Source organism: Telluria sp. PB2R4 (assembly GCF_059685695.1).
Genome location: NZ_JCASIC010000010.1, coordinates 177,327 through 198,341, shown reverse-complemented (window position 1 = coordinate 198,341; position 21,015 = coordinate 177,327). Strand labels below are relative to the sequence as shown.

Sequence of the window (21,015 nt, the reverse complement as noted above, 5' to 3'; positions counted from 1 at the left end):
ACCATGGAAGACAACAACGTACGACTCGACAAATGGCTGTGGGCGGCGCGCTTTTTCAAGACGCGCTCGATGGCGACCGACGCGATCGATCGCGGCCGCGTGCGCGTCGAGGGCGAGCCGGTCAAGCCTTCGCGCAACGTCAAGGTGAACGACAAGCTGGTCATCGACAACGGGTCGGACCGCTGGGAAGTCATCGTCGCCGCCATCTCCGACAAGCGCGGGCCCGCGCCGGTGGCGCGCACGCTCTATTTTGAAACCGACGAAAGCATCGCCAAGCGCGAGAACGACAAGACGGCGCGCCGGCTGTTCCCCGAACCCAGCCTGGACATCAAGGGGCGGCCGACCAAGCGCGACCGCCGCGCCATGACCCGCATCGGCGACGAATAGACTGCCGGGCCGCCGCGCCCGCCAGATTTCAGTTTGCATTTTCTTTCGAGAATGTAAAATGCCCGTTCCCGGCCGCCAGGCTTCCGGTCGGGCATCACCGCGGGTTGCGCCCGGCGCGATGTCCGGCAGCTCTCGATGATCATCCCATGCAAACTGCTGTTCCTCTCGTCACCAACGATGCCGTCGTGCTCGGCATACTCGCCACCATCCTGGGCTGCGTGTTCTGGACCGCCTCGCGGTCCGACGGCTTGTGGAAGAAGTTATATACCTACGTGCCGGCCCTGCTGCTGTGCTACCTGATCCCGGCCATCCTGAACACCCTGGGCGTCATCGACGGCAGCCTGTCGAAACTGTATCCGGTGGCGCGCGACTACCTGCTCCCCAGCGCGCTGGTCCTGCTGTGCATCGCGATCGACTTCGGCGCCATCGTGCGGCTCGGCCCCAAGGCCATCATCATGTTCCTGACCGGTACCGCCGGCATCATGCTGGGGGCGATCGTGTCGTTCGAGCTCATGCGCGTCATCCATCCGGAGACGGTCGCCGGCGAAACCTGGCGCGGCATGACCACCATTACCGGGGCATGGATCGGCGGCGGCGCCAACCAGGCAGCGATGAAGGAGGTGTTCGAGGTCGACGCCAACGTGTTCGGCCAGTTTGTCGCCGTCGACGTGCTGGTCGCGAACGTGTGGACGGCGGTGCTGCTGTTCATAACGGGGCGTGCCCAGGCCTTCGACCGCTGGACCGGCGCCGACCTGAGCGCCATCAACGCGCTGAAAACGCGCATCGAAAGCTTCCAGGCCGAACACGCGCGCATGCCGAGCCTGACCGACTTGATGGTGATCCTGGCGGTGGGCATCGGCGCCACCGGCCTGTCGCATGCGTTGACCGGCCCCACCGTCGGCTGGATCGCCGGCCTGCCGGCCGAATGGCGGCTGCAGGACTACAGCCTGACCTCGTCCTTCTTCTGGATCGTGGTGTTCGCCACGACCATCGGCCTGCTGCTCAGTTTTACGCGCGCGCGCAGCCTGGAAGGGGCGGGCGCATCGAAGATCGGTTCGGCCATGCTGTACTTCCTGGTGGCGACCATCGGCATGCAGATGGACCTGAACGCGCTGCTCGACCGGCCATGGCTGTTCGTGCTGGGCCTGATCTGGATCTGCGTGCACGGCGGCCTGCTGCTCCTGATGGCAAAGCTGATCCGCGCGCCGCTGTTCTTCCTGGCGGTCGGCTCGCAGGCCAATGTAGGCGGCGCCGCATCGGCACCGGTGGTGGCCAGCGCCTTCCATCCGGCCCTGGCGCCGGTGGGCGTGCTGCTGGCGGTGCTCGGCTACGCGCTCGGCACCTATGGCGCCTACGTGACCGGGCTGGTGCTGCGCGCGCTGGCCACCTGAAGGCATCGGCCGGGTAAATATAAAGCGTCCGGCCACGCCCGCGTACGCCACACGCCCCGAAAATCGGTTACCTTTACATCTGCGACAAGCTTGTCTCCGCCACATCGTGGCGGAGATGCCGCGCGGGCGCTCCATCTCGCCCGCCCTTGGCCTGCATCAATAGAATCTCGCCTCTAAGTTCCCGTTTGACATTTCATCTCTGGTAGATAATAGTACGAGCGTTCGGATTTTTTCGATTCAGGGGCCGCTATCACTACTTCAGCAAAATTCATGCGCAAGGGCGAACTCACGCGGGCAGCGATTCTCGACGTGGCGCTCGAGCTGTCGAGCCGCGACGGCCTGGAGGGCCTGACCATCGGCCTGCTGGCCGACCGGATGAACATGAGCAAATCCGGCGTGTTCGCGCACTTCGGTTCGCGCGAGGACCTGCAGCTGGAAGTCGTCAAGCTGTATCACCACCGCTTCGAGCAGGAAGTGTTCTTCCCGAGCGTGCGCGAGCCGCGCGGCCTGCCGCGCCTGCAGTCGATGTTCGACCGCTGGCTCGAGCGGGTGTCGGTCGAGATCGCATCCGGCTGCATCTACATCAGCGGCGCCGTCGAGTACGACGACCGTCCAGGCCCGATCCGCGAGGAGCTGGTCAAGATGGTGCAGGCCTGGCAGGGCGCCCTGCAGCGCAGTGCGCGCCAGGCGGTCGAGGTCGGCCACCTGCGGCCCGACACCGATGCCGAGCAGCTGGTGTACGAGATGTACGGGCTGATCCTGGCCCTGCATCACGACGCGCGCTTCCTGCGCATGCCGGGCTCGGTCGAACGTGCACGCCGCGGTTTCGAGCGGCTGGTCGAGAACTACCGTAACCCCAATCCGCCGCAAGGCACCCCGGCGCCGCAGTAATCATTACCAGCGCCGGCAGTCAACTACACTTTTACCTTCGTCAGGAGAAAACCATGGGTCAGTACGTCGCGCCAATCCGGGATATGCAGTTCGTTCTGCACGAATTCCTCAATGTCAGCGAAGAGTTCAAGAACCTGCCTGCCTACCAGGAAATCGACGCCGACATCATCAACCAGGTGCTCGAGGAAGGTGCGAAGTTCACGCAAGAGGTGCTGTTCCCGCTGAACCACTCGGGCGACCGCGAAGGCTGCCATTTCGACGCCGCCACCAAGGCCGTCACCACCCCGAAGGGCTTCAAGGAAGCGTATAAACAGTATGTCGAAGGCGGCTGGGCCGCGCTGGCGTGCGATCCGGAATACGGCGGCCAGGGCCTGCCGGTCTCGCTGAACAACTCGTTCTACGAGATGCTGAACTCGTCGAACCAGGCATGGACCATGTACCCGGGCCTGTCGCACGGCGCCTACGAGTGCCTGAAGGAGCACGGCACCGACGAGCAGAAGAAGCTGTTCCTGCCGAAGCTGGTCTCGGGCGAGTGGACCGGCACCATGTGCCTGACCGAAGCGCACTGCGGCACCGACCTGGGCCTGCTGCGCACCAAGGCCGAGCCGCAAACCGACGGCAGCTACAGCATCACCGGTTCCAAGATCTTCATCTCGGCCGGCGAACACGACATGTCCGACAATATCGTTCACCTGGTGCTGGCGCGCCTGCCGGACGCACCGGAAGGCTCGAAGGGCATCTCGCTGTTCCTGGTGCCGAAGTTCAAGGTGAATGCCGACGGCTCGCTCGGCGAGCGCAACGGCATCGCCTGCGGCGCCATCGAAGAGAAAATGGGCATCCACGCCAACTCCACCTGCCAGATGAACCTGGACGGCGCGATCGGCACCCTGATCGGCCAGCCGCACAAGGGCCTGCAGGCGATGTTCGTGTTCATGAACGCCGCCCGCCTGGGCGTCGGCATGCAGTCGCTGGGCCTGACCGAAGTCGCGTACCAGAACGCGCTGGTCTACGCCAAGGAACGCATCCAGATGCGTTCGCTGTCGGGCCCGAAGGCACCGGACAAGCCGGCCGACCCGATCATCGTGCACCCGGACGTGCGGCGCATGCTGCTGACCGCCAAGGCCTACGCCGAAGGCGCGCGCGCCCTGACCTCGTACATCGCGCTGCAGATCGACCGTGAACTGAACCATCCGGACGAAGAAGTGCGCAAGGAAGCCGCGGGCGAAGTCGCACTCTTGACCCCGATCGTGAAGGCCTTCATCACCGACAACGGCTGGATCGCCACCTCGGAAGCGATGCAGGTGTACGGCGGCCACGGCTACATCAGCGAGTGGGGCATGGAGCAGTACGTGCGCGACGCCCGCATCAACATGATCTACGAAGGCACCAACACCGTGCAGTCGCTCGACCTGCTGGGCCGGAAGATCCTGATGGACAACGGCACCAAGCTGCGTGCCTTCGGCGAGAAGATCAAGGCTTTCGTCGAAGAGAACGGCCTGGACGAGTCGATGTCCGAGTTCGTGACCCCGCTGGGCGAGCTGGGCGACAAGGTCGGCAAGCTGACCATGGAAATCGGCATGAAGGCTTTCCAGAACCAGGACGAAGTCGGCGCCGCCGCCGTGCCTTACCTGCGCGTCGTGGGCCATCTGGTGTTCAGCTACTTCTTCGCGCAGATGGCGAAGATCGCGCTGGCCAAGCAGGATTCGGACGACAAATTCTACGTTGCCAAGCTGCACACCGCGCGCTTCTACTTCGCCCGCCTGTACCCGGAAACCGCCATGCTGATCCGCCAGGCTCGTTCGGGCGCATCGAACCTGCTGGCCATGGACGCAGACCTGTTCTAACACTCATCACGCACACTCAAGGAATACTTACATGTCCAATTTCATCGTGAAGAAAGTCGCCGTGCTGGGCGCCGGCGTGATGGGCGCGCAGATCGCTGCGCACTGCGTGAACGCCAAGGTGCCGGTCGTGCTGTTCGACCTGCCGGCAAAGGAAGGCGCCAAGAACGGCATCGTCCTGCGCGCCATCGAGAACCTGAAGAAACTGTCGCCGGCCCCGCTGGGCAACAAGGACGACGCGGCCCTGATCGAAGTGGCCAACTACGAGGACAACCTCGAGGTGCTGGCAGGCTGCGACCTGATCATCGAAGCCATCGCCGAGCGCATGGACTGGAAACACGACCTGTACAAGAAGGTCGCGCCGCACATTGCCCCGAACGCGATCTTCGCATCGAATACCTCGGGCCTGTCGATCAACAAGCTGGCCGAAGGCTTCGACGAAGAACTGAAGGCGCGCTTCTGCGGCGTGCACTTCTTCAACCCGCCGCGCTACATGCACCTGGTCGAACTGATCCCGACCACCAGCACCCGTCCGGAAATCCTGGACCAGCTGGAAACCTTCCTGACCTCGACCCTGGGCAAGGGCGTGGTGCGGGCGAAAGACACCCCGAACTTCATCGCCAACCGCGTCGGCATCTTCGGCATGCTGGCCACCATCCACGAAGCCGAGAAGTTCGGCCTGTCGGTGGACGTGGTCGACGACCTCACCGGCGCCAAGCTGGGCCGCGCCAAGTCGGGCACCTTCCGCACCGCCGACGTCGTGGGCCTGGACACCATGGGCCACGTCATCAAGACCATGCAGGACACCCTGCAGGACGACCCGTTCTTCAGCCTGTACAAGACCCCGGACGTGCTGGCCAAGCTGATCGAGAAGGGCGCGCTGGGCCAGAAGACCGGCGGCGGCTTCTACAAGAAGGTCGGCAAGGAGATCCAGCGCCTCGACTTCGCCACCGGCGAATACGTGGCAGGCGGCGCCAAGGCGGCCGACATCGTCGCCCGCATCCTGAAAGAGAAAGACCCGGTCAAGAAGTTCAAGGCCATGCGCGAATCGACCAACCCGCAGGCGCAGTTCCTGTGGGCGATCTTCCGCGACGCCTTCCACTACATCGCGGTCCACCTCGACACCATCGCCGACAACGCGCGCGATATCGACTTCGCGATGCGCTGGGGCTTCGGCTGGAGCGTCGGTCCGTTCGAAACCTGGCAGGCCGCCGGCTGGACGCAAATTGCCCAGTGGGTGAAGGAAGACATCGACAGCGGCAAGGCTTTGGTCAACGCACCGCTCCCAAGCTGGGTGTTCGAAGCCCCGGTCGCCGAGAAGGGCGTGCACACCGCCGAAGGTTCGTACTCGGCCTCGAAGAACGCCTATGTTCCGGTGTCCGACCTGCCGGTGTACCAGCGCCAGCAGTTCCGCGCCCCGGTGGCCGGCTCGACCACCGTCGATCCGAAGACCTTCGGCACCACCGTGTTCGAGGACGATTCGGTGCGCCTGTGGCACTCGGGCGACGATGTCCTCATCATCTCGCTCAAGACCAAGATGCACGTCATCGGCGAAGGCGTGGTGAAGGGCCTGCAGCGCGGCATGGCTGAAGCGGAGAAGGGCTACAAGGGCCTGGTGATCTGGAACACCGATGCGGCCGAAGGCGGCGCCTTCTCGGCCGGCGCCGACCTGCAGTCGGCCATGCCGGCATTCATGATGGGCGGCGCCAAGGCGATGGACCCGATGGTGCGCGACCTGCAGAACGTCTTCATGCAGATGAAGTATTCGAACATCCCGGTGGTCGCTGCTGTCGCAGGCCTGGCGCTGGGCGGCGGCTGCGAGATGATGCTGCACGCGTCGAAGCGCGTGGCCTCGATCGAGTCCTACATCGGCCTGGTCGAAGTCGGCGTCGGCCTGGTGCCGGCCGGCGGCGGCCTGAAGGAAGCGGCCGTGCGCGCCTTCACCGAAGCGAAGGGCAACGACATCCTGCAATTCCTGAAGACCGGCTTCACCAACGCGGCCACCGCGCAGGTGTCGAAGTCGGCCCTGGAAGCGAAGGCCATGGGCTACCTGAAGGAAGACGACGTCATCGTCTTCAACCCGTACGAACTGCTGCACGTGGCAAAGACCACCGCGCGCGCCATGTTCGACGCCGGCTACCGCGCACCAATGCGCCGTCCGATTACCGTCACGGGCCGCTACGGCTGGGCGACGATCCGCGGCCAGCTGGTCAACATGCGTGACGGCGGCTTCATCTCGGCCTATGACTACAAGCTGGGCGACATGATCGCCGAGATCGTGACCGGCGGTGACATCGACCAGGGCAGCGTGGTGTCCGAGCAGTGGCTGCTCGACATGGAGCGCAAGGCCTTCATCGAGCTGCTGGCCAACCCGAAAACCCAGGAACGCATCATGGGCATGATGCAGACCGGCAAGCCAGTGCGTAACTAAGTCGCTGACAAAGAACAGGACGACCAATCATGAGCAAACAACTTCAAGACGCATACATCGTCGCAGCGACTCGTACTCCGATCGGCAAGGCGCCGCGCGGCTTCTTCAACAAGACCCGCCCGGATGACCTGCTGGTGCACGCCATCCGCGGCGCCATGGCCGCCGTGCCGAACCTGGATCCGGCCCTGATCATCGACGCCATCGTCGGCTGCTCGTTCCCGGAAGCGGAGCAGGGCTTCAACGTGGCGCGTAACGCCGTCGTGCTGGCAGGCCTGCCGAACACCGTGGGCGGCGTCACCGTCAACCGCTACTGCGCCTCGGGCATCACCGCCCTGGCGATGGCGGCCGACCGCATCCGCGTGGGCGAAGCCGACGTGATGATCGCCGGCGGCGTCGAATCGATGTCGATGGTCCCGATGATGGGCCACCATCCGTCGATCAATATGGAGACGTTCAGGGACGAGAACGTGGGCCTGGCCTACGGCATGGGCCTGACCGCGGAAAAGGTGGCCGAGCAGTGGAAGGTGTCGCGCGAAGACCAGGACGCCTTCGGCCTGGAATCGCACCGCCGCGCCATCGCCGCCCAGCAGGCCGGCTACTTCAAGGACGAGATCACCCCGGTCGAGATCGTCACCCGCACGCCGAACCTGGCCACCGGCGAGATCACCGTGAAGCGCCGCACCGTCGACCTGGACGAAGGCCCGCGCGCCGATGCCAGCCCGGAGGGCATGGCCAAGCTCAAGCCGGTGTTCGCCGCCAAGGGCTCGGTGACCGCCGCGACCTCGTCGCAGATGTCGGACGGCGCCGGTGCGCTGATCGTCGTCAGCGAAAAAATCCTGCGCGAGCACAACCTGACCCCGCTGGCCAAGTTCTCCTCGTTCGCCGTGCGCGGCGTGCCGCCGGAAATCATGGGCATCGGCCCGAAGGTCGCGATTCCCGCGGCGCTGGCCGCTGCCGGCATCACCCAGGACCAGCTGGACTGGATCGAGCTGAACGAAGCCTTTGCCGCCCAGGCGCTGGCCGTGATCCGCGATTTGGGTCTGGACACCAGCAAGGTCAACCCGATGGGTGGCGCGATTGCGCTGGGCCACCCGCTGGGCGCGACCGGCGCCATCCGCGCCGCGACCGTCGTGCACGCACTGCGTCGCAACAACCTGAAGTACGGCATGGTGACGATGTGCGTCGGCGCCGGCATGGGCGCAGCCGGTATCATCGAACGCGTTTAATCATCGATTAGCGTATCACCGCGTGGGCGGGGCACGGTAGGCCAGTGGCCTTCCGTGCCCCGCCCACGCGTCCAACCAGCTTAAGAAATTCCGGAGACTCCCTGAACATGGACATGCTGATCACCAAGGCCGCCGGCCTCTTGACCATCGAATTCAACCGCCTCGAACGCAAGAACGCCATCACCGGCGCGATGTACCAATCGATGGCCGACGCCCTCGTCGAAGCAGAGCAAGACAGCGCCGTGCGCGCCATCCTGATCGCCGGCAAACCGGAGATCTTCACCGCCGGTAACGACCTCGACGACTTCATGAAGAATTCGGCCCCGGTGCCCGGCGTCCCCGCCGAAAACCGCCCGGTCTTCCAGTTCATGCGCGCGCTGCACGGCTCGACCAAGCCGGTCATCGCTGCGGTGGCCGGCGCCGCCATCGGCATCGGCACCACCATGCTGATGCACTGCGACCTGGTCTACGCCGCCGACAACGCCAAGTTCTCGGTTCCCTTCACCCAGCTCGGCCTGTGCCCGGAATTCGGCTCCTCGCTGCTGCTGCCACAACTGGCCGGCTACCCGCGCGCGGCCGAAAAGCTGCTGCTGGGCGAAACCTTCGGCGCGCAAGAGGCTTTCGAGATGGGCTTGCTGACCAAAGTGCTGCCCGCCGCCGAGCTGCGCGCCTTTGCCGAACAGCAGGCCGCCAAGCTGGTCGCGCTGCCGGCCGCCTCGATCCGCACCACGAAAGCGCTGATGAAGCGTCCGCGTATCAAGGACATCGAAGCCGCCATCGGCGCCGAGAACGAACGCTTCGCCGCCATGCTGCTGGCGCCGGAAGCGAAGGAAGCCTTCACCGCCTTTTTTGAAAAGCGCAAGCCGGATTTCTCGAAATTCGACTGACGCGTCAACGGTAGGCGAGCCTGCGCCGGATGGCCACCATCGTTCCACGGCCGCGCCGTCCGTAGATGCGGATGCTGGCGCGGATGCTGGCGGCGCGCTCGCGCATGCCCTTGAGGCCCAGGGACCCGGCATCGTGCAGGCGTTCCCTCGGGATCCCGGCGCCGTTGTCGCAGATGCGCACGAGCAGGGAAGCGTTACGCATGGCGACCTGGATGATGACGCGCGTCGCGCCGGCGTGGCGCAACACATTGGTCAGGGCCTCCTGGCACATCCGCAGCAATTCCCCCGCCACGAAAGGCGGCTGTTCGACGTAACTCTCGGGGTCATGCAGGACGCTGAAGTCGATGCCGGTGCGGCGTTGCAGATCGGCTGCCTGCCAGCGCAGCGCCGCCACCAAGCCGCCTTCCTCGAGCTCGGGCGGCCGCAGCAGCGCCGTAATGTCCTGCACCGCGGCGATTGCCAGGTCGACGCTGGATAGTACCGCTGTCAGTTCCCTCACGATGTCTGGTGCGGACGGCTGCTGGCCGGGCGCCGCGACGCGATCCTGCAACAGGCGGATATCGATCTTCGCTGCCGTCAGGATCTGGCCGAGCTGGTCGTGCACTTCGCGCGCCAGCATGCGCCGCTCGTCGTCGCGCACGTGCTGGACCGTGTCGAGCAAGGTGCGTAGTTCCTGTTGCGACTGCTGCAGCCGCAGCAGCTCGCCCTGGCGCCACACCGCGTCACGCCGCAGCCGCACAAGGCGGACGTTGGCCTCGATCCGTGCCACCAGGTCTTTTGCGCTGAAGGGCTTGGCGACGAAATCGTCGGCGCCCGCGCCCAGGGCCGCGACCCGCGCGGTCTCGTCGGCCTGGCCGGACAGCATGATGACCGGGACAGTGCTGAGCACCTCGTTGCAGCGCATCATGCGCAGCAGCTTGATGCCGTCCAGGTCCGGCATGACCTTGTCGACCAGGATCACATCGGGCTGGATCGACCTGGCCAGCTCGAAGCCTTCGCGCGCGTTGTGCGCCGCATCGAAGGCGAAGCCGGTCTGTTCCAGGATACGCCTGACGTAGGCGGCCAGGAGTTCATCGTCATCGATGAGCAGTACCCGGGTCTTGCCCGCGCCGGTCCCGCCCTGGCCATGGGCCGGCGCGCCGTCCCGCATCAGCACCTGGGAGAGCTTGTGCACGGCCAGTTCCAGCAGCGCCGCGAGCGACGGCGCATGGTCGGCATGCCGCAACATGAACAGCGCGAGGCCATGCGGCTGCTGCGCAACCCGGGCGCCGAACGGCACGACCGCCAGCGCGGACGGGTGTTCACCGATCCAGGCCGGGCGAGCCGGGCCGATGTCACCGATGCGTGCGTGCCCGCCATAGCCGGCAAATTCGTCCGGCTCGACGTCCAGGACCGTCTTCAGGTCGGCGGCATGCGCAGGCGGAGGCTGCCGGCAGCCTGCGTGCAGCAGCAAGGACAGGCTCCCGTCCGCATTGACGAGGTAGATGACCAGTGCGTCGACGTCGTCGCGCAGGGAAGCGAGCATCTGGCTTCCCAGGGCGGACAAATCGTTCGGGATGGCGAGGTGCTCGACCACGCTGGCGAACGCCAGCATCCTGCGGCATACGAGGTCGCGTTCGCGCTGGCCGTCTGCCGGCGAGTTCATGGCGCCGTCCCCAGGCCGCCGAGCACTTCCGACAGCACCTGCGCCAGGACGGTCTTTCCGTACGGTTTGTTCAGGAACCGGATGTCCGGTCCCAGTGCATCCTGGTGCGGCATGGCCTCGAAGGTGTAGCCGGAGCTCAGCAGGATACGCAATCCAGGCCGCATTGCGCGTGCTTGCGCGGCAAGTTCGATGCCGGAAATGCCGGGCATGACGACATCCGTAAACAGCAGGTCGAAGGGCTGTCCGTCCGCCAGCCGCGCCAGCGCTTCTTCGGCCCTGGAAGCTTCCGTGACCTCGCACCCGAGCTCGCGCAACAGGGCGTAGATATGCGCACGGACGATCGGATCGTCCTCGACCAGGAGAACGGCGCATCCGCGTGGGGGCGGCGTGCCGGCAGCCGTGGCAAGTTCGGGCCGCGCCTCGGGTTCGCTGTACGCGCGCGGCAGGTACAGTTTTACCTGCGTGCCCTCGCCCGGCTCGGAGTAGATCGTGACGTCGCCATTGGACTGCTTGACGAAGCCGTAGACCATGCTCAAGCCGAGCCCGCTGCCGGATGCTTCGTCCTTGGTCGTGAAAAAGGGTTCGAACACATGCTCCATCACATCCTGGGGAATGCCATGGCCGTTGTCCGCAACGGCGATCACGACGTACTCGCCCGGCGGCAGCGGCTTGCTCAGCTCATCCAGCTGCTCTTCCATCTCGACCAGCTGGAGCTGGATGATCAGCTTCCCGCCGTCGGGCATGGCGTCGCGCGCATTGATACAGAGGTTCACGATGGCTGCTTCGAGCTGCGCGCGGTCGGCATACACGCACCAGTGGCGTTCCATGTCCAGCAACTGGAGCTCGATATTCTCGGGCAGGCTGCGCGCGATCAGCGGGCGGATCGACTCGATGGCTTCGCCGACGGCCAGGATTTGCGGCGTCAGCGGCTGCCTGCGTGCAAACGCCAGCAGGCGGCGTGTCAGTTCCGCGCCGCGCTCGCCGGCCAGCTGGATCATGTGGGCGATGTCGCGCAAGGCCGGCTGCGCCTCGAGCGCTTCGACCAGTTCTTCGGCGCTGCCGAGGATCACGGTCAGCCAGTTGTTGAAGTCGTGCGCCAGGCCGCCGGTCAGGCGGCCGAGCGATTCGAGCTTCTGGATCTGCAGCAGGCGCTGCTCCAGTGCGATCCGCTCGCTCAGGTCGGTCACCACGGACAGGATCGCACGCGGCGTGCCATCTTCGCGACGCACCAGGATCCAGTGCACATGAACGACGAAGGTGCGGCCGTCCGCCGCCGCGTGCACCATGCGGCCGGAATAGTCGCCGTGCCGCATCAGCACCTGCATCGCATGCTGGAAATCGGAAGGCGCACACTGGGCATACAGGGTCTCGCTCACGTTCCGTCCGATGACCTCGTCGCTGCTCCAGCCGTAGCGCGCGGCGGCAGCCTGGTTCCAGTAGAGCATCCGGTTGTCGAGGTCCCGCACCAGGATGGCATCGGTCGCATAGTCGAGCATTTCGGCCTGCATGCGCAGGCGCGCCTCCTGGCGCTTCTGCTCGGTCAGGTCGGCGATGCTGCCGACCATCCGCTGCGGCTTGCCTTCCTCGTCGATGACCATGAAGCAGCGATGCAGCACCTGGCGCTCCACGTCCCCCGGCAGGCGGAGCCGGTATTCTGCGGCCCAGTTTTCGCGCCCGGCGGCCACGCCCGCATGCAGGCTCGCGCCGACCCGCTCGCGATCGTCGGGGTGGATGCAGGCCTCCCAATCCGCCAGGCGGGTCGAGCGCGCCAGCGCGCTGCCGAGCGGTTCCAGTGCACTGCGGCTGCACCACAGGGCATCGTCCGCCATGCTCCAATCCCAGACCACGTCGTTGGTGGCGCGCGTGACATAGCGCAGCCGCTGCTCGCTCAGCGCCAGCGAATCGGCCATGCGCTTGAGCTCGTACGAGCGCAGCACGATTTCCGCTTCGAGCCGGGTGGTCTTGGCATGGGGTGCGTCGGTGTCCAGGGGCCTGTGCGTCAGCACGTAGTCGGTCACGTCTTCGACCCGATGGATGATGAACATGACACGTCCATCCGCGTCCAGGACAGGGGAGTTGACCGGGCTCCAATAGCGCACCTCGAACATTCCTCCCGGCCGGCGGATCGGATAGCGCTGCACCGCCATCACGTCGGGAACGCGGGTCTGCCGCACACGCTGCAGCGATGCGCTCAGCGCCGCGACGCCGCCGTCGTGGTCGTCGTCATCCTCATCCTCATCGTCGGGGTCGTCGGGGAACACGTCGAACATGGCGCGGCCGATGATCTGCTCGCGCGTGACCATGGTCGCCTCGAGATAGGCATTGCTGGCCGCCACGATGCGGAAGCTGTCGGGCGCCAGTACCAGATAGAGGCCTGGCGCGGACTCGAACAGCAGGCGGAACTGTTCCTGCGCCTGCGCAGACTCGTTGCGCGGCGCCGTTACTGCGCCGGCGGCAGGATGGAATCCGAACATGGCGTCGGCGTCATGTGCGCCACCGGCCATCCCGCCTGCACGCGCCGACACACTGTCCACGAACAGGTCGGCGGTCAAGCCCAGCCCGGAGTCGGCCGCCGGTTCGCGCGGATGTGCGCCGGCGACGGCCAGCACGCAGGTGCCCTGTTCCGTCCCGTAGGGGAAGCTGCGCCGGACCGCGCGGTAGCTGCGCACGCCGGCGCGCTCCGCCAGTTCCCGGCAGGCAGGCGGCAACCCGCTGAGGCGCAGGTCGGGCAGTGCGCACGCTTCCGCGCTTACCTGTGCTTCGAGCGCCTCGAGCGCTGCGTGGACAGCCGGGTTGCCTTCCGTGCAAAAGCGTTGCGGTGCACTGCCGTCGGGCAAGTGAAGGCTGAGCATGGCCCAGTCTTCGCTGGACGCGATACGCGCCAGTTCCGCGGTCTTCTCCATCCTGGCTGCGTCGTTCGCCATGCTCGTTCGTTTTCCTGGACGCTTTGCGTAAATGTCACTAATAATTTCACGATAGCACAAGGCTTGGCACATGCACGTCCCGAAAGGGCGCGCTCACGCGCGCAGGCGCGCCAGGATGTCGACCAGTACGTCGACCTTGATTGGCTTGGTGAAGTGGAAATCCATGCCTGCCTGGATGGGGCAGCATGGCAGGTCATTGTCGCTCCATGCCGTCAGTGCCGCAATGCAGGCCTGCGGTCCCCAGGGCCGTTCACGCATGCGCCGCGCAGTTTCGCAACCGTCCATGCCGGGCATGCCGATGTCGAGGATGACCAGCTGGGGATGCAGCGCGTCGCCACGGGCGAGCGCCTCGCTGCCCGAATAGGCAACCTCTATAGTGCAATCGAAGAGCGCCAGCAGGGTGGCCAGGATGTCGGCGGCATCGGCGTTGTCGTCGACGACGAGGACGCGCACGCGTGGCGTGGGCTCATGCAGGGGCAGCTTGTCCAAGTTGGTGTCCTGCTGGAGCACAGCATGGGAAAGAAACCGTGCAGCTTACTGGGACAAATGCCGGCGATGAAGTCGGATAGATTGCGACACGCTGTCGCGACTTTGCTCATCGCGCGCCGCATTCGAAGTTCATATCATCGCGGACTGCCCGCGATGTGGCGCTTCCATGTCCGGCGGCAGGGCCACGCTTCCATTCAAACGGCATGTTTATTTCATTTTTGCTAACATCCTCTTACACGAACTTTTCTTTACCCGGCAATCATCAATGATCAGAGTTGTCATCGCTGACGACCACCAGTTGGTGCGTGAAGGCGTCAAGAAGGTGCTGTCTGTCGACCCCGAAATCGTTCTGGTGGGGGAGGCTGCGGACCTGGAATCGACGCTGACCGTGCTTGAAAACACGGAAACCGACCTCCTGCTGCTCGACCTCACCCTCAGCCCCATCCATGAGCTGGATGCGTTGCGGACGGTCGTCGAACGCTTTCCCGGCCTTCGGGTACTCGTGCTGAGTTCACACAGCGAAGAACGTTATGGCATTGCCGTCTTGAAGCTCGGCGCCGCAGGCTATATTCCGAAATCGCTGACGGTCGATATCGTGCTGAAAGCCATTCATAACGTCTATGCGGGCGGGAGCTACCTGAGCGACGGCCTGGCCAAGCTGCTGGTCCACGAGGTGTCTTCCCCCAAACCTCGCCACGCCCATGAGCGCCTGACCGAACGTGAGCTGCAGGTGTTGCGCCTGCTGGCAATGGGTCATCCAGTCAAGCAGGTGGCGGCCAGGCTCGACATCAGCATCAGCTCGGTCAATACCTATCGCAGCCGTATCTTCACGAAGCTGCAGATCAGGAGCAATGCGGAATTGATACGCTACGCCATCCATCACGGCCTGGTCGCCTGAGCACCTCGACACGACCCCCTTGTCATGCCTGCTGCGACCCGCGCGTCACATTTTTCGCGATGATAAATAGGTTGGCAACACGTTAAAATCAGCGCAGCCCAGTTTTGCAATTAGCCTTTCCCTTTCCATCTACCGGCTGTTGCAATGACCGAACACACACTACAAGCTCCTTCCATTCTTCTGGTTGACGACGAATCGTTCTCCAGAGACATTATTTCTCATGGATTGGCATTGTGTGGGCCGCATCGCTTTCGTTACACCAACATGCCGGAGATGGCAGTCGAATTGGCCAGGGAGATAGCAGCCACCGTCGTCCTGGTCGACATGCGCATGCCGGGGATGGATGGCCTCGAAGTGACGCGCCGCCTCTGCGCAGACGCCGATACCAGGCACGTGGCCGTGATCGTATTGTCTTCGGAAGACGATCCGGATTTGAAAGCCCAGGCCTTCGATGTCGGCGCCAGCGATTATCTCGTCAAGTGGCCGGATCCGCGCGAGCTGGTCGCACGTGTGCGCCATCACAGCAATTCCTGCGCTGCCCGGCGCCAGCTCGATGCTGCTTTTACTTCCTTGTCCAAGAGTCGGGAAGATCTGGCTGCCAGCCAATCGGCCCTGCTCCAGTCGCAGAAAATGGAAGCGATCGGCCAGCTCACCGGCGGTGTCGCCCATGACTTCAATAATGTCTTGCAGATCGTCGGCGGCAATCTGCAATTGCTGAAGCTCGGCAACGGGGTGACTGAAACCGGCAGGATTCGCGTGGAGGCCGCATTGACCGGCGTGAAACGTGGCGCCGAGCTGGCCTCGCACTTGCTGGCGTTTGCACGCCGCCAGCCCCTGCAGGCAATCGCCACGAATCCCGAGCATCTGCTGCGTGAAATGGCGGACATGATGCGCAGGATGTTCGGATTACGTCCCAATGTCATCACCCAGATCTCCCATGGCCTGGGCAGTATCGTGGTTGACCCTAACCAGCTGCACAATGTCTTGCTGAACCTGGCCATCAACGCCCGCGACGCCATGGCCGGCAGCGGTACCCTGGTCATCCGCGCCGCCAACGTCGATGGGGCGGATGGCCTGCCGCCGGAGGTGGCAGCCGGATCCTGGGTCATGATCGAGGTCGCGGATAACGGCCGGGGCATGACGCCGCAAGTCCTGGCGCGAGTCTTCGAGCCATTTTTCACCACAAAGCCGATCGGGCAGGGCACCGGCCTGGGTTTGTCGATGGCGTATGGCTTCGTCAAGCAGTCGGGTGGAGAAATCGTCTTGTCCAGCGTGCCCGGAGAAGGAACGAGCGTCAAGATCTACCTGCCGCGCAGTGATGCCGAGCCGGTCGTGCAGGATATTCCGGTGACAACACGGCTGGAGGGCGGCTCGGAAACCATCCTGGTGGTCGAGGACGAGGACAGTGTACGCCAGTCCACCTGCAGCGGCTTGTCGATATTGGGTTATCAGGTATTGCAGGCTTCCAGCGCCGCGGGTGCGCTCGAGATCATCAACAGCGGCCAGAAGATCGACCTGGTGTTCACGGACGTGATCATGCCCGGACCGGTGAGCAGCTTGCAGCTGGGTGAACTGGTGCGCGTCTACCTGCCGCGTGCACGGATCTTGTACACATCAGGCTACGCTGAAGGTGTGCTGGCCCATGAGGGCAGGCTGCACGCCAACGTCAATCTCCTGCAGAAACCCTATGACCTGAGTACGCTCAGCACGCGCATCCGTCACCTTCTCGGGAATGCGAAGGCTGAGCAAATGGAACAAGCTCAGAAATCGTAGCGGATGCCGACAGCAAAGGCCTGGCCGCCACTGATGCCGGCATCGAAATCGTCCAGGCCGCCGCGGCGTTGGGTGAGAACGGCGGTCGAGCCCTCGCGGTAGTACTCGGCGAAGAGCTTCACATCGTCCCTGAGTCGATGGTCGACGCCGAGATGGACGATGTTGTCGCCATAGTTTTCCACTCTCGCGAGCATCAGCTTGAAGGTGGTCTTGCCCATGGCATAGCTGCCGAACAGGTTGACGGCCTTGTTGCCATCGCTCGAAAAACTGCCGCGCTGGCGGTTTCCCGTGTCGAAGCGCTCGAGCTTGGCGGCCAGGTAGAGATTGCCGGCCTGGTGGCTGGCCGACAAGCCGACCAGGCGGTTGCGTCCATAGCCGGCGTCGCCCCGCTCGTCGATGCCCGCGGCAAGGCGGGTGTCGCCGGATGTGTAGGTGGCTGCGACTTGCCGACGCCGCGCATCGATGCGCGAGGTCGAGCGCGCATTGCCACCGCTGCCGGTGTAACCCGCGCTGAGGGAAAACCCCGCGACTTCCGGCGTCGCATAGGCAAGCGTCTGCGCCACGCGGAAGACGGTATAGGTGGCGAAACCGCTGTAATAGGTGCTGAACATGTCCACCGGTGCCGCCACCGCACTGTAGTAAGGCATCCACTGTTGACCGTAGGTGACGGTTCCGAAACGGCTCCGCAATCCAAGCTGGGCGAGCCTGATCCGCTCGCCGTGGGGACGGTTGGCGTCGCCCTGGTCGTAGGGGTCGCGCATGCGGAAGTTTGCAGAATCGACGGGGAGTTCCAGTTGACCGGTCAGCGCCAGCCCGGCGCCCAGCGGATGGTCGAACTTGACGCCCACCCGCGAATAGGCGTCCCGGAAGCCCGCATAACTGTCCAGGCGATCGCCGCGATCGGGAACGACCGCCTCGGCCTGGGTGCGCAGCGAGCCATAGAAGTCGACAGCGGGGGCGCCTTCGGCCACACAGCCCAATAGTCCAAGCGCGAAGCCCGTCAGCGGCTTAAGCATGCATTGTCTCCGGATGATGGATAGGCAGGCCCGGCGGAACTGCAACCAGGTGAGGAGAGACCGACAAGATCTCGAGCAGCAATTCGCTGACGCCATCCCATACGATCTGCACGCCGAGGCACAACAGGATGAAGGCGGTGAGGCGCAGGAACACCGCTGTTCCGGCCTCGCCGATCAGGCGCAGGAAATGTTCCCCATAGCGAAAGGCGAGATACAGCAGTATGCCGATCACCGCCAGCGCCAGCAGTGCGCCGCCCATGCGCGCCAGCGATATCACCAGCTGTACATCGTGCAGGGCGACCCCCACCGTGATGGCGACCGAGATCGAGGCCGGCCCGCAGCTGATCGGAAAGGTCAGCGGATAGAATGCCTGGCGGTGCGCATGGTCCGGCGTGAACGCTTCGGCCAGGGCTGCCCGGCTGTCGGGCGTGCTTGGCGTCGCGCCGAGCAGGCGCCATGCCACGGAAGCCAGGAGCAGGCCACCGCCGACGCGGACGATGGGCAGCGAAATGCCGAAGAAATCGAGGACGTAGGAGCCGATCAGCATCGAGCCTGTCATCAGCCAGAACATGTTGCGCGCGATGCGGCGCGCCAGCAGCGTACGGGTTTCGGCCGACGCCCCGTCGGTCAGGCTCAGGAAGATCGGAGCAGTGGCTGCCGGATTGAGGATGGGCAACATGGTCGCGAGCACAAATAGAAAGCTTTTGGCTGCTGCGACGAATAATTCAATCGTCATGACAATGGGTGCGGTGACGACGACAAAAACGACGCCTGGGGACAGTATATGACCCCAGCGAAAAGCGTGACGCCCGCTGCGGCATGCCGGGGCGGCGGCCCCGGCGCATGCCGCTATCTCGCCTCAGCGCTGCTCCGCCAGCCTGTCGCCCACGTACACTCGATAGCCCCGGATCCGTCCGGTCACGGTGTCCGGCCCCTGGCGCGGCGTGTAACGCAGGCCGGTAATGTCCACCGAGGCGCCGAGATCGATGATCAGGCGCGCCGGGCCTGAGGTGGGAAGCCCCTTGCTGTAGGCCGTGTGCCAGTAGTCGCTTGCCTGACCGTTGATGGCGTTCAGGGCGCCGCCGTCCTCCTTGTGCGCTTCCTCGCTGCTGGCATGGGCGATGGTCCAGCTGCTCTGGTTCATGCGGGTGCCGCCCGGACCGAGCAGCGCCAGTTCGGCCACCGCCGCATGCGGCTTGCCATCGAAGGTGTCGACCACCTCCAGGCACAGTTGGCGCCCGCGTGCCGGCTGTGCGAACGTGACGTCCTGGGTGCCCGGGCCGCTGGCAAACTCCCCGGCATGTACCGGCGCCACGCCTGCCAGACGCGCCCGCGCCGTGCTGGCTGGACGCGCGAGGTCGAGCTCCGGACGCAGTTGGTCGAGGATGGGCGTGGTGCGGCCCTCGATGCGGCTGGCGCGCGGCCCGGTCAGGTCGAGCACGACGACTTCGTTACGGCCGGCCCTGATCCACGGGCCGGGCAGGTACATGGTCTGGGTCGGGCCAATGCTCCAGTAGCGGCCCAGGCAGCGGCCATTGATCCAGACGATGCCCTGGCCCCAGCTCGACATGTCGAGGAAGGTATCGGCCCGTGCCGGGGCTTCGAAACTGCCGCGCCAGAACGCCGGGCCGCTGGTACGCTCGGCCTGCCAGCGCAGCGGCGGCAGGTCGCCGTCGGCGCCGAAATCGATGGCGCGGATTTCCCAGCCTTTCAGTTCTGCGGCGGCGCCGTCCGCCGTGCGCAGCAACACCGGGCCTTGCAGTCCCTTGCGGTCATGCACCTCGACCCCGAAATTCACGCGCGCGATCGTGTACAGCAGGATCTCCACCTTGGCCGCCTTGCTGCGCGCAGGCAGGTCGACGCTGAAGCGGCGGTGCCGGGTATCCATCGTCCCAAGCAGGCGGCCGCCGGCAAACACCCAGGCCAGGTCGCGCGCGTTCGCCGCTTCCAGCTTCGCCGCAGGCCCGGGCGGCAGCACGATGCTGTAGGCAAGCAGGCCGCGGCTGATGTCGTATTGCTCGATGTTGCGCGGCGACGCGTCGCGGATCACCTTCTCCGGCAGGTTCGCGAACACGGGTGCGGTCTCGCGCAGGGCGAAGGGCGGAATCGCCATCACCGGCAGGCGCGCCGGCGCGGCGCTCAAGGTCTCGCCGGGCGCCAGGTGGCGGCCCAGGCATGCGCGGTAGGTGTCGAATTTTTCGCCGAGCCAGCCCGCCTCGCTGATCGGGGCGTCGTAGTCGTAGCTGGTCGTATCGGGACGGAAGGGGCGGTCGCAGCCGCCCCACAGGCCGAAGGTGGTGCCGCCATGCGCCATGTACAGGCTGAACGAGCCGTTCGCCTTCAGCATGGTATCGATATCCCGGATGGCGCGGGCATTGTCGCCGCGCTTGTGCGGCGTGCCCCAGGTGTCGAACCAGCCGGAGTAATACTCGCCGCACATCAGGGGGCCTTGCTGCACGGCGGCCAGCGCCTTGAAACCGCGTTCCGGGTCGCTGCCGAAGTTCGCCACCGAGAGCAGTTCCGGAATATGGGTCTTGGGCACCGCATTGGTCGGGTTGCACTGGAACAGGGGGACCTCGAAGCCCCCGTCGAGCACGGCCTGGCGCATGGTCCGCATGTAGTCGCGGTCGTCGGCGAAGAAACCGTATTCGTTCTCGACCTGCACCATCAGGATCGGGCCGCCCCGGGTCACCTGCATCGGCGCCAGCACCCGGCCGACTTCCTTCAGCCAGCGCCGCGCCGGCTGCACGAAAGCCGGGGCGCGGCTGCGCAGGAAGCTGTCGCCCGGATGCTTCAGCAGCCACCACGGCAGGCCGCCCATTTCCCACTCGGCGCAGGCGTAGGGGCCGGGACGCAGGATGACCCACAGGCCTTCGGCCTGGGCCAGCCGGCAGAACTCGGCGGCGTCGCGCTGGCCGTCCCATTGGTACTGGCCTTCGCGCCATTCGTGGTAATTCCAGAACAGGTAGGCGCACACCGTGTTCAGGCCCATCGCCTTGATCGCCTTCAGGCGATGCCCCCAGTATTCGCGCGGCACGCGGGCGAAGTGCATTTCGCCGCAGCGGATCTGCAGCGGCTTCCCGTCGAGCAGGAAATCCTTGTCGCCGACGGCGAAGCGGGACGCCGCGGCCGCGGCCGGGGGCAGGTTCAGCGCAAGCGCGGTTCCGGCGGCGGCGCCGAGGAAGCCGCGGCGCGATGGGTGAAGGGGCATGGCGG

General features: G+C 65.1%; 15 protein-coding genes. 9 read left to right on the top strand and 6 right to left on the bottom strand.

The annotated features are described in order from the left end of the window. Nucleotides 1-3 precede the first annotated feature (3 nt). The 7 genes from AC56LU_RS17330 to AC56LU_RS17300 all read left to right on the top strand — a co-directional run bounded on the left by AC56LU_RS17330 (nucleotide 4) and on the right by AC56LU_RS17300 (nucleotide 9,054). Nucleotides 4-387: an RNA-binding S4 domain-containing protein gene (locus AC56LU_RS17330; protein WP_497176860.1), complete on the top strand. Its 384-nt coding sequence runs from the start codon at nucleotides 4-6 to the stop codon at nucleotides 385-387. Nucleotides 388-533: 146 nt separating this feature from the next. Continuing rightward, nucleotides 534-1,778, top strand: a complete 1,245-nt coding sequence (locus AC56LU_RS17325) for a DUF819 family protein (RefSeq protein ID WP_497176859.1) — start codon at nucleotides 534-536, stop codon at nucleotides 1,776-1,778. A 270-nt stretch (nucleotides 1,779-2,048) separates the two neighbouring features. Then, on the top strand, nucleotides 2,049-2,669 hold the full coding sequence (locus AC56LU_RS17320) for a TetR/AcrR family transcriptional regulator (protein WP_497176858.1): 621 nt from the start codon (nucleotides 2,049-2,051) through the stop codon (nucleotides 2,667-2,669). Between the two features lie 53 nt (nucleotides 2,670-2,722). After that, nucleotides 2,723-4,513 (top strand): acyl-CoA dehydrogenase C-terminal domain-containing protein, encoded by a 1,791-nt coding sequence (locus tag AC56LU_RS17315; RefSeq protein WP_497176857.1) that lies wholly within the window; start codon nucleotides 2,723-2,725, stop codon nucleotides 4,511-4,513. 31 nt (nucleotides 4,514-4,544) lie between these two features. After that, on the top strand, nucleotides 4,545-6,941 hold the full coding sequence (locus AC56LU_RS17310) for a 3-hydroxyacyl-CoA dehydrogenase/enoyl-CoA hydratase family protein (protein ID WP_497176856.1): 2,397 nt from the start codon (nucleotides 4,545-4,547) through the stop codon (nucleotides 6,939-6,941). Nucleotides 6,942-6,970: 29 nt separating this feature from the next. Further along, complete coding sequence (locus AC56LU_RS17305) at nucleotides 6,971-8,167, top strand: acetyl-CoA C-acyltransferase (RefSeq protein ID WP_497176855.1); 1,197 nt, start codon at nucleotides 6,971-6,973, stop codon at nucleotides 8,165-8,167. A 107-nt stretch (nucleotides 8,168-8,274) separates the two neighbouring features. Then, on the top strand, nucleotides 8,275-9,054 hold the full coding sequence (locus AC56LU_RS17300) for an enoyl-CoA hydratase (protein ID WP_497176854.1): 780 nt from the start codon (nucleotides 8,275-8,277) through the stop codon (nucleotides 9,052-9,054). Between the two features lie 4 nt (nucleotides 9,055-9,058). On the opposite strand, the gene AC56LU_RS17295 is transcribed toward AC56LU_RS17300, so the two are convergent. The 3 genes from AC56LU_RS17295 to AC56LU_RS17285 form a co-directional block, all read right to left on the bottom strand. Further along, the gene (locus tag AC56LU_RS17295) at nucleotides 9,059-10,699 is read right to left on the bottom strand and encodes an ATP-binding response regulator (RefSeq protein WP_497176853.1); all 1,641 of its coding nucleotides are present in this window, start codon (nucleotides 10,697-10,699) and stop codon (nucleotides 9,059-9,061) included. Then, nucleotides 10,696-13,623, bottom strand: a complete 2,928-nt coding sequence (locus AC56LU_RS17290; protein ID WP_497176852.1) for a PAS domain-containing hybrid sensor histidine kinase/response regulator family protein — start codon at nucleotides 13,621-13,623, stop codon at nucleotides 10,696-10,698. Before AC56LU_RS17290 ends, AC56LU_RS17295 begins: the two co-directional genes overlap by 4 nt. A gap of 93 nt (nucleotides 13,624-13,716) precedes the next feature. After that, nucleotides 13,717-14,112 carry a response regulator gene (locus AC56LU_RS17285; RefSeq protein WP_497176851.1) on the bottom strand — a complete coding sequence of 132 codons (396 nt, stop codon included), beginning with the start codon at nucleotides 14,110-14,112 and terminating at the stop codon, nucleotides 13,717-13,719. 166 nt (nucleotides 14,113-14,278) lie between these two features. Between AC56LU_RS17285 and AC56LU_RS17280 the strand changes: the two genes are divergently transcribed. Together AC56LU_RS17280 and AC56LU_RS17275 are read left to right on the top strand one after the other, a co-directional pair. Continuing rightward, nucleotides 14,279-15,010 (top strand): response regulator, encoded by a 732-nt coding sequence (locus AC56LU_RS17280; protein ID WP_497176850.1) that lies wholly within the window; start codon nucleotides 14,279-14,281, stop codon nucleotides 15,008-15,010. Nucleotides 15,011-15,154: 144 nt separating this feature from the next. Then, nucleotides 15,155-16,783 (top strand): response regulator, encoded by a 1,629-nt coding sequence (locus AC56LU_RS17275; protein WP_497176849.1) that lies wholly within the window; start codon nucleotides 15,155-15,157, stop codon nucleotides 16,781-16,783. On the opposite strand, the gene AC56LU_RS17270 is transcribed toward AC56LU_RS17275, so the two are convergent. The 3 genes from AC56LU_RS17270 to AC56LU_RS17260 form a co-directional block, all read right to left on the bottom strand. Further along, entirely contained in the window at nucleotides 16,771-17,799 is a 1,029-nt protein-coding gene (locus tag AC56LU_RS17270) for a porin (protein ID WP_497176848.1), read from the bottom strand. The genes AC56LU_RS17275 and AC56LU_RS17270 overlap by 13 nt on opposite strands. Next, nucleotides 17,792-18,535 carry a MarC family protein gene (locus AC56LU_RS17265; protein WP_497176847.1) on the bottom strand — a complete coding sequence of 248 codons (744 nt, stop codon included), beginning with the start codon at nucleotides 18,533-18,535 and terminating at the stop codon, nucleotides 17,792-17,794. Before AC56LU_RS17265 ends, AC56LU_RS17270 begins: the two co-directional genes overlap by 8 nt. Nucleotides 18,536-18,658: 123 nt before the next feature. Then, nucleotides 18,659-21,010, bottom strand: coding sequence for a beta-galactosidase (locus AC56LU_RS17260; protein ID WP_497176846.1), 2,352 nt, complete (start codon nucleotides 21,008-21,010; stop codon nucleotides 18,659-18,661). Nucleotides 21,011-21,015: the final 5 nt, after the last annotated feature.

Coding starts and splice junctions, on each gene's coding strand:
- AC56LU_RS17330 (WP_497176860.1), top strand. CDS start 4: ATGGAAGACAACAACGTACGACTCGACAAATGGCTGTGGGCGGCGCGC.
- AC56LU_RS17325 (WP_497176859.1), top strand. CDS start 534: ATGCAAACTGCTGTTCCTCTCGTCACCAACGATGCCGTCGTGCTCGGC.
- AC56LU_RS17320 (WP_497176858.1), top strand. CDS start 2,049: ATGCGCAAGGGCGAACTCACGCGGGCAGCGATTCTCGACGTGGCGCTC.
- AC56LU_RS17315 (WP_497176857.1), top strand. CDS start 2,723: ATGGGTCAGTACGTCGCGCCAATCCGGGATATGCAGTTCGTTCTGCAC.
- AC56LU_RS17310 (WP_497176856.1), top strand. CDS start 4,545: ATGTCCAATTTCATCGTGAAGAAAGTCGCCGTGCTGGGCGCCGGCGTG.
- AC56LU_RS17305 (WP_497176855.1), top strand. CDS start 6,971: ATGAGCAAACAACTTCAAGACGCATACATCGTCGCAGCGACTCGTACT.
- AC56LU_RS17300 (WP_497176854.1), top strand. CDS start 8,275: ATGGACATGCTGATCACCAAGGCCGCCGGCCTCTTGACCATCGAATTC.
- AC56LU_RS17295 (WP_497176853.1), bottom strand. CDS start 10,699: ATGAACTCGCCGGCAGACGGCCAGCGCGAACGCGACCTCGTATGCCGC.
- AC56LU_RS17290 (WP_497176852.1), bottom strand. CDS start 13,623: ATGGCGAACGACGCAGCCAGGATGGAGAAGACCGCGGAACTGGCGCGT.
- AC56LU_RS17280 (WP_497176850.1), top strand. CDS start 14,279: ATGTCCGGCGGCAGGGCCACGCTTCCATTCAAACGGCATGTTTATTTC.
- AC56LU_RS17275 (WP_497176849.1), top strand. CDS start 15,155: ATGACCGAACACACACTACAAGCTCCTTCCATTCTTCTGGTTGACGAC.
- AC56LU_RS17270 (WP_497176848.1), bottom strand. CDS start 17,799: ATGCTTAAGCCGCTGACGGGCTTCGCGCTTGGACTATTGGGCTGTGTG.
- AC56LU_RS17265 (WP_497176847.1), bottom strand. CDS start 18,535: ATGACGATTGAATTATTCGTCGCAGCAGCCAAAAGCTTTCTATTTGTG.
- AC56LU_RS17260 (WP_497176846.1), bottom strand. CDS start 21,010: ATGCCCCTTCACCCATCGCGCCGCGGCTTCCTCGGCGCCGCCGCCGGA.